Source organism: Micromonospora sp. AMSO12t, from assembly GCF_008806585.1.
Taxonomy (GTDB): Bacteria; Actinomycetota; Actinomycetes; order Mycobacteriales; family Micromonosporaceae; genus Micromonospora; species Micromonospora reichwaldensis.
Window position 1 is genome coordinate 1 of record NZ_WAAS01000325.1, and the last position, 6,512, is coordinate 6,512.

Here is a 6,512-nt window from a genome sequence, read left to right on the forward strand (position 1 = left end):
GGTGGTGCGGGGCGGACGACGCGGGCCGCAGACGGAACCAGGCGCCGGCCGCCGGCAGTGCCAGCAGCACGGCTACCACAAGGTAACCGAGCACCTGACCGACGGAAAGCCCCGCGCCCAACGGAATCCACCAGGACGGGTAGGCGTCGGCGAGGAGGCCGAGGAGTTCCGCCGTCGGCCGCTCGTCCTCGCCCGACCCGAGCGGAGTGGCGCGCTGCCCGACCAGCAGCGCGAGCCCGCAGCACCCGGCGATCAGCCCCAGCCCCGAGACCACCCAGGTCGCGGTGCGGGCGCCGTCCCGGCCGGCCCGCAGGCCGAGGGCGAGACCGGCGAGGAGCAGCCCCGCGAGCAGGCTCACCACCGCCGTCAGCACGGTGGAGACGCTCAGCAGGGTGACCGTCCCGTCGATCTGGTCCGGGAGTGCCGAGGTGTCCGTCGCGGCGGCGCGGAACCGGTCGACGGTGCCGCCCCGGATCGCCACACCGGCGGCGGCGTACGCGAGGGCGGCGACCGCCATCAGCGCCAGCAGCGCCACGGCCGCCGTGACGACGGCCGGGCGGCGGGCCGGTGCCCGATCGGGGTGCGACACGACGAGTCCCTCCGGTAGGCGTCGGGTTGCAACCTACTCGGAGGGACTGTCGGCGTCGCTGTTATCGACCCGTCAACTCACCGGCGGCGGGGTCGGTCCGGGACGGTCCGACCCGGGCTGCTCGCCACCCGGGTTCGGCCCCGGCTGGCCCGGCTGGTCCCCGCCGTACGGCGTGGACGGCGGCTGGTCGCCCGGGGCCGGCGGGTAGCCCGGCTGGTCGGACGCCTGCGGCTGGCCCGGCGTGGGCGGGTACCCCGGCGTGGGCGGGTAGCCGGGCTGGCCGGACTGCGGGTAGCCGGGCTGGCCACCGGACTGCGGGTAGGCCGCACCCGGGACCGGCGGCTCCCAGCCCTGCTTCGGCTTACGGAAGAACTCGTTGGCCTTCGGCAGCGCCAGCAGGATCAGCGCGGCGAGCAGCGCGAGCAGCCCGAGCACGCTGAGCAGCGTGGTGACCGGGGTGAACCAGGGCACCGCGTCGTTAATGCGGCGCTGGATCTCCTCCGGGCTCGGCGCGTCGCCGGTCGTCTGACCGGTGCCCATGCCGCCGCCCACTCCGCTGACCAGGCCGCCACCCATGCAGCAGACCATGATGCCGCCGAGCACCCAGGTGGTGATCCGCGATCCGTTGCTGCCCTTGTTGTTGAACACCCCGAGCACGGCCAGCACGACCGCGAGCAGGAGCACGAAGACGGCGCCACCGATGGTGATCATCGTGGTGATGTCGGCCAGATTCTGCGTGCCGTTGGCGTCGGTGCCCCGGTACGCCTCGTCGAGCACCTTCGAGATGGTGCCGACGGTGGAAAGCGTGATGATGAGGCCGATCAGCTGGGTGAGCGCGAACAGCCACAGCAGATACGTGGATATGGTCACCACACCCGGCCGGGTGCGGGCCGGCGTGTTGTGGGAATCGACCATGATTCTCCTTCCCTAGATCGCGGTCACACCGTATCCAGGTCGAGCCAGTCCGGCACGTCAGACGGGCATTGACCCGCCGGGACGGCGGCGATCGCGGGCCACGGGCGGAACCTCAGTAGCCGCGCCACTCCGCGCGGGCGTACTCCAGCACGTGGGGCTGGAGCAGGGTGGAGGCCGGCACGTCCACCCGGCTCCGGTCGGCGGGGAAGGACCCGGCGGCGGAGAGCGTCGCCGCGTCGAGGAAGCGCAGCGCGGGCGCGTCCGGCGGCAGGGCCAGGGCGGGCGCGGTCGGGCCGGGGGCCGTCAGCAGGAAACCCCAGTCGCCGAAGGACGGCACGTCCACGTGGTACGGCGTGGTGGCGAAGCCCGCCTCGCGCAGCGACGCCTCGATCGACCAGTACGACCGGGGCGCGAAGTACGGCGAGCCGGACTGCACCACCAGCCGCCCGCCCTCGGCCAGCACCGCCCGTACCAGCGCGTAGAACTCGACCGTGTAGAGCTTGGCGGTGGCCGTCTCGTCGGGGTCGGGCAGGTCCGCCACCACCGCGTCGAACCGGTCGGGGGCGGTACGCAGCCAGGCGAACGCGTCAGCGTGCACCACCCGCACCCGGGGGTCGTCGAGCGCCCCGCCGTTGAGCCGGCGCAGCTGCGGCTCGCTGCGGGCCAGCGCCACCACCGCCGGGTCCAGGTCCACCACCGTGATCCGCCGGACGTCGGGATAGCGCAGCAGCTCGCGTACGGCGAGACCGTCCCCGGCGCCCAGCACCAGCACCTCGCCGCGCGGGCCGTTCAGCACCGGATGCACCAGCGCCTCGTGGTAGCGGTACTCGTCGACCGAACTGAACTGGAGGTCGCCGTTGAGGAAGAGCCGCAGGTCGGTGCCGGCGCGGCCGGTCTCGGCGACCGAGCGGGTCAGCACGATCTCCTGGTAGCGGCTGCGCTCGGAGTGCACCACCGGATCCCGGTAGAGCTGCTGGCGGGCGGTCAGCTCGAAGTCGTGCGCGGTCACCCACGCGTACCCGAGGCTGAGGAAGACCACGACGCTGCCGGCGCCGAGCGCGACGCGCGCCCGGCGGCTCAGCTCCCGCCGGAAGACCGTGCAGACCAGTGCGAGCCCGGCGACGGCGTTCACCGCGCCGACCACCAGCGCGCCCTTGAGCAGGCCGAAGACCGGCAGCAGCAGGAACGGGAAGGCCAGCCCGCCGAGCAGCGCGCCGACGTAGTCGGCGGCGAACAGGTCCGCCACCGCGCTGCCGGCCGCCTGCTCCCGGATGCGTTGCAGCAGCACCATCAGCAGCGGGATCTCCGCGCCGATCAGCAGGCCGAGCACGAAGGCGGTGGCGACCAGCGCCGGGCCGTAGAGGTCCAGCCACGCGAAGGCCGCGTAGAGGCCGAGCACGGAGAGGCCACCGAGCAGGGCCAGGGCCAGCTCGATCGCGGCGAACGCGGGGGCGGACCGGGGCTGCAGGGGCTTGGCGGCGAGCGCGCCCACGCCCATCGCGAACACCATCACGCCGAGCACGATCGACGCCTGCCCGACCGTGTCCCCGATCAGATAGCTGCCCAGGGCGACGAGGGCCAGCTCGTAGACCAGGCCGCAGGCGGCACAGACGAAGACCGCGACGAGCACCGCCGCGCGGGACAGCCGCCACCGCGCGGGCGGTGCCGGCGCGTCGACGGTCACCGGCCCTCCGGCGTACGCCTGGGGTCCCGCGCGGCGGCCTGCCGGGCGACCCTGAAGTCCCGCATCCCGGCCTCCGCCTGTGCCTGCCGCTGGGCCTCCTCGCGGCGTTGCCGGCCGCGCTGCCAGAAGCCGGCGGCGAACAGCAACGCGGTGAACAGCAGCAGGCCGACCGCGGCGAGCAGGTAGCCCCAGCGGTCACGCCAGAGGTCGCTACCGGCGTCCGGCAGCGGTGGCGCGTCGGCCGTCGCAGCCGCCGGGGTCGCAGCCGGCTCCACCAGGCCCGCCTCGGCGGCGAGCAACGGCAGCGAGACGGCGGCCCGGGTGACCGCCCAGCCGGGCTCGTCGACGAAGGCGTCCTCGGTCAGCCCGAGCCGTTCCAGCCCGCTCTGCATCCGCAGCTGGGCGGTGGCGGAGACGTCGTCGGAGGCTTCCACCGTGATGCGGGCGAAGTCGTTGCTCTCGCTGCTCTCCGAGGTGTACGCGACCTGGGCGACCACCTGCACCCAGCGCGGGCAGGCCGCGTTCTCCTCGACCGCCACCCCCTCGCCGAGGTTCGAGCCGACGCTGAGGTCCGTGTACTCGTAGAAGTCCCGCAGCACCCAGCCGTAGCAGATGCCCTGGCTGGCGCTGGAGCGTTGCAGGATCGGCACGGTGTCGCCGCGTTCCTGCGAGGTCGGCGGCAGCACGTCGTCCCCGCCGCCGCTGCGGTTGACCACGCCGATGCCCACGCAGCACAGGACGGCCACCCCGACGACCACCCAGACGATCCAGGTGCCCTGGTTCGCCTTCGCGACCGCCGCCTGCTGCCCGCCGGGCTTCTTCGCCGTCGCCATCAACTGATCGCGGCGGCGATGATCGCGCCGGTGGCGAGGTGCACGACGGCGGAGACCCAGACCGCCGGGTGCGGCTGCTGGTCGACCAGGATCTCGCCGAGCTTGCCCGGCGTGGCGACGTCGAGCAGCACGAAGGCCGCCGCCATGATCACCAGGCCGAGGATCCCGTACGCGGACGCGCCCACGATGCCGAGCGCGAAGTCGTCGTCGCTGGCGGCGATCGCGGCGACCACGATGATGCCGACGCCGGCCAGGTTGGAGGCGAGCAGCAGCGCCGCGTTGCGGTTGCGCTCGGTCCAGATCAGCTGGTTGAGCTTGCCGGGGGTGGCGAGGTCCACCAGGACGTAGCCGATGCCCATCAGCAGGACACCGACCGCCCCGTAGGCGAGGGTGACCAGCAGATCGGTGACGAGGGTCTGCACAGGAGGCTCCAGGGTGAGGGGGGTCGGTGCGTCACTTGCCGCTGCCGGGGCCGCCGCCCCGGACGGTGCTGCCACGGCCCCAGCCCCAGTGGGAGCCGACCGTGGAGTGGTAGCGGGGATAGGCGGTGCTCATGCGCTCCAGCAGGATCACCGAGCCGGCGGCGATCGGCAGGATCACCACCGAGTCGTCGTCGTAGCGCAGGTAGACGCCGCTGCCGTCGACGTACTGGTCGGCCGGCTGCCACGCGTCGGTGACCTCCTTCGCCACCTGGCTCGGCGAACGGGGCGAGGTGTAGGCGACGGCGTTGCGGCCGATGTCCCGGCTCGCCGCCCGCTTGTACTTGTCCTCGACGTAGCCGCGCGGCGAGAAGCTGCCGTAGAAGATCGCGAAGGCGGCGACCAGGGCGCCGATGACGGCGAACGCCACCCCCACCACGAACCAGCGTCGGTACGTCATCGCAGTGCCACCACCGTCTCGGTCAGGACCAGCTCGTTGGTCTGGGGATACGCGTGCCAGGTGCGCCAGGCGAGGGTGCCGGCCGGCGGGTCGGGGCGGACCGCCAGCGCGGTCACCGCGTCGGCGTCGCCGGGGAACACGCCCACCAGCGCGTACGGGTCGTCGGCCAGGTCGGCACGGAGGGCGGCGACCTGCTCGCTCAGCCCGGTGCCGGCGGGCCGCAGCACGGTCGCCGTGAAGTGGTAGCCGCTCGCCTCGTCCCGCACCGCACCGGGCAGCTCCGGCGGGCGGCCGGGCAGGCAGGCGACCGTCTCGGTCAGCGCGGCGCCGGGCGCGTGCAGGACCACCTGGTGCGAGGCGCCGAGCAGCCGCAGCCGCAGCCGGACGCCGTCGGGCAGGTCGAGGTCGAGCACGTGCAGCGCGGGCCGCTCGACGTCGTCGAGCGCCAGGCTGAGGTCGGCGGCGCTGGTGTCGACGTACGGGGCGTCGAGGGTGACGAGCATCAGCCGACCTCGGACTGCGGATAGATCATCACGTCGCCGCGGTGCAGCAGCTCACCGAGCGCCACCTCCCAGCCCGCCTCGCCGTACGCCTCGAAGGAGAGCCGGGCGCCGCCGGGCGCCTGGTAGTCGTGGTAGCGCATCGTGCCGGTCGGGTCGAGCCCGGTGTTGCCGACGGCGGTGAAGCGGGCCTGGCCGGACTCGTTCCAGTTGTAACGGCGGCCGGCGAAGTCGATGGTCGGGGCGCCGGGGGTGACGGTGGCGCCCTGCTCGGCTCCCCAGAGCACCAGTTCCAGCTCCGGGTCCTCCTCGACGGAGAGCCAGCGCCGCACGCCACCGGCGTCGTCGAGCAGGTGCTCGGCCCAGCTCCAGCCACCCTCGACCAGGCGGATCGAGCCGCGCACCGCGTACGACACGCCCCGGATCTCGACGATGTCGCCGGGCTTCAGCCGGCGCGGGTCACCGCGCAGCGCGTCGGCGTCCCGGTCCCGCAGCGGGTCACCCGGCCCCTTGGCCCGTTGTTGCGGGCGGGAACGCGTCCGGTTCCAGACGACCGCGGCCACCACCAGGCCCGCCACTCCGACCAGACAGCCCACCGTTGCCAGCACGTACGCGAGCGTTCCGCTCAACCCGACCACCTCCCCAGGTACGTCGGCGCAGACGGTAACAACCCCGCGCACCTGGGGAAAATGCCTGGTCGGGGAGTGAGAGGCCGGTTACCCCACGTGCCCGGCGACCGACCTGGTCCCCGCTCTCTGCGGGCCCGCCTGGCTCTACGGCCCGTCGGGGCGGTCCGTGGCGTACTCGCGCAGGGTGGTGCGGCCCATGACGCAGCCCGTGAAGGTGCCGAACTCGGCCGGGTCGTCGCGCAACGCCGTCCAGGCGGCGCGCCCGGCGGTCGGGTCCACGCGCTCCAGCAGCGTGGCGGCGTAGACGCGCCCCGCCGGGGTGCCCTCGGCGAGCAGCCGGTCGAGCTGTCCCCGCAGATCCTCGGGATCGTCGCCCAGCGCGGCCTCGACCCGCCGGTACGCCTCGGTCACCGGCAGCAGCGTCCCGGCGATCCCCACCCCGCCGAACGCCACCGTCTCGGCCCGCCGAAGCTCGTCGAAGGC

The 6,512-nt window shown here is 73.8% G+C and carries 9 protein-coding genes; all 9 read right to left on the reverse strand.

The features are described 5' to 3' along the window. Positions 1-589, reverse strand: a 589-nt coding sequence (locus tag F6X68_RS29285; protein WP_151457280.1) for a hypothetical protein, incomplete at its 3' end; no start/stop codon positions are given. A gap of 72 nt (positions 590-661) precedes the next feature. Continuing rightward, the gene (locus tag F6X68_RS29290) at positions 662-1,504 is read right to left on the reverse strand and encodes a hypothetical protein (RefSeq protein ID WP_151457281.1); all 843 of its coding nucleotides are present in this window, start codon (positions 1,502-1,504) and stop codon (positions 662-664) included. Between the two features lie 112 nt (positions 1,505-1,616). Beyond that, positions 1,617-3,188 carry a polyamine aminopropyltransferase gene (locus F6X68_RS29295; protein ID WP_151457282.1) on the reverse strand — a complete coding sequence of 524 codons (1,572 nt, stop codon included), beginning with the start codon at positions 3,186-3,188 and terminating at the stop codon, positions 1,617-1,619. Next, positions 3,185-4,021, reverse strand: a complete 837-nt coding sequence (locus F6X68_RS29300; protein WP_192581589.1) for a hypothetical protein — start codon at positions 4,019-4,021, stop codon at positions 3,185-3,187. Before F6X68_RS29300 ends, F6X68_RS29295 begins: the two co-directional genes overlap by 4 nt. Further along, the gene (locus F6X68_RS29305; protein WP_101413564.1) at positions 4,021-4,443 is read right to left on the reverse strand and encodes a DUF350 domain-containing protein; all 423 of its coding nucleotides are present in this window, start codon (positions 4,441-4,443) and stop codon (positions 4,021-4,023) included. The genes F6X68_RS29300 and F6X68_RS29305 overlap by 1 nt, the downstream gene beginning before the upstream one ends. A 31-nt stretch (positions 4,444-4,474) precedes the next feature. Next, on the reverse strand, positions 4,475-4,900 hold the full coding sequence (locus tag F6X68_RS29310; RefSeq protein WP_151457283.1) for a DUF4247 domain-containing protein: 426 nt from the start codon (positions 4,898-4,900) through the stop codon (positions 4,475-4,477). Beyond that, a complete protein-coding gene (locus F6X68_RS29315) occupies positions 4,897-5,403 on the reverse strand; it encodes a DUF2617 family protein (RefSeq protein WP_151457284.1) in 507 nt (168 codons plus the stop codon). The genes F6X68_RS29310 and F6X68_RS29315 overlap by 4 nt, the downstream gene beginning before the upstream one ends. Next, on the reverse strand, positions 5,403-6,029 hold the full coding sequence (locus F6X68_RS29320; RefSeq protein ID WP_151457285.1) for a DUF4178 domain-containing protein: 627 nt from the start codon (positions 6,027-6,029) through the stop codon (positions 5,403-5,405). Before F6X68_RS29320 ends, F6X68_RS29315 begins: the two co-directional genes overlap by 1 nt. 144 nt (positions 6,030-6,173) lie before the next feature. Beyond that, positions 6,174-6,512: hypothetical protein (locus F6X68_RS29325; protein ID WP_151457286.1), on the reverse strand; the 339-nt coding region annotated here is incomplete at its 5' end.

Excerpts from the sequence above, each read along its gene's own strand:
- F6X68_RS29300 (WP_192581589.1), bottom strand. The coding sequence starts at position 4,021 with ATGGCGACGGCGAAGAAGCCCGGCGGGCAGCAGGCGGCGGTCGCGAAG.
- F6X68_RS29290 (WP_151457281.1), bottom strand. The coding sequence starts at position 1,504 with ATGGTCGATTCCCACAACACGCCGGCCCGCACCCGGCCGGGTGTGGTG.
- F6X68_RS29310 (WP_151457283.1), bottom strand. The coding sequence starts at position 4,900 with ATGACGTACCGACGCTGGTTCGTGGTGGGGGTGGCGTTCGCCGTCATC.
- F6X68_RS29315 (WP_151457284.1), bottom strand. The coding sequence starts at position 5,403 with ATGCTCGTCACCCTCGACGCCCCGTACGTCGACACCAGCGCCGCCGAC.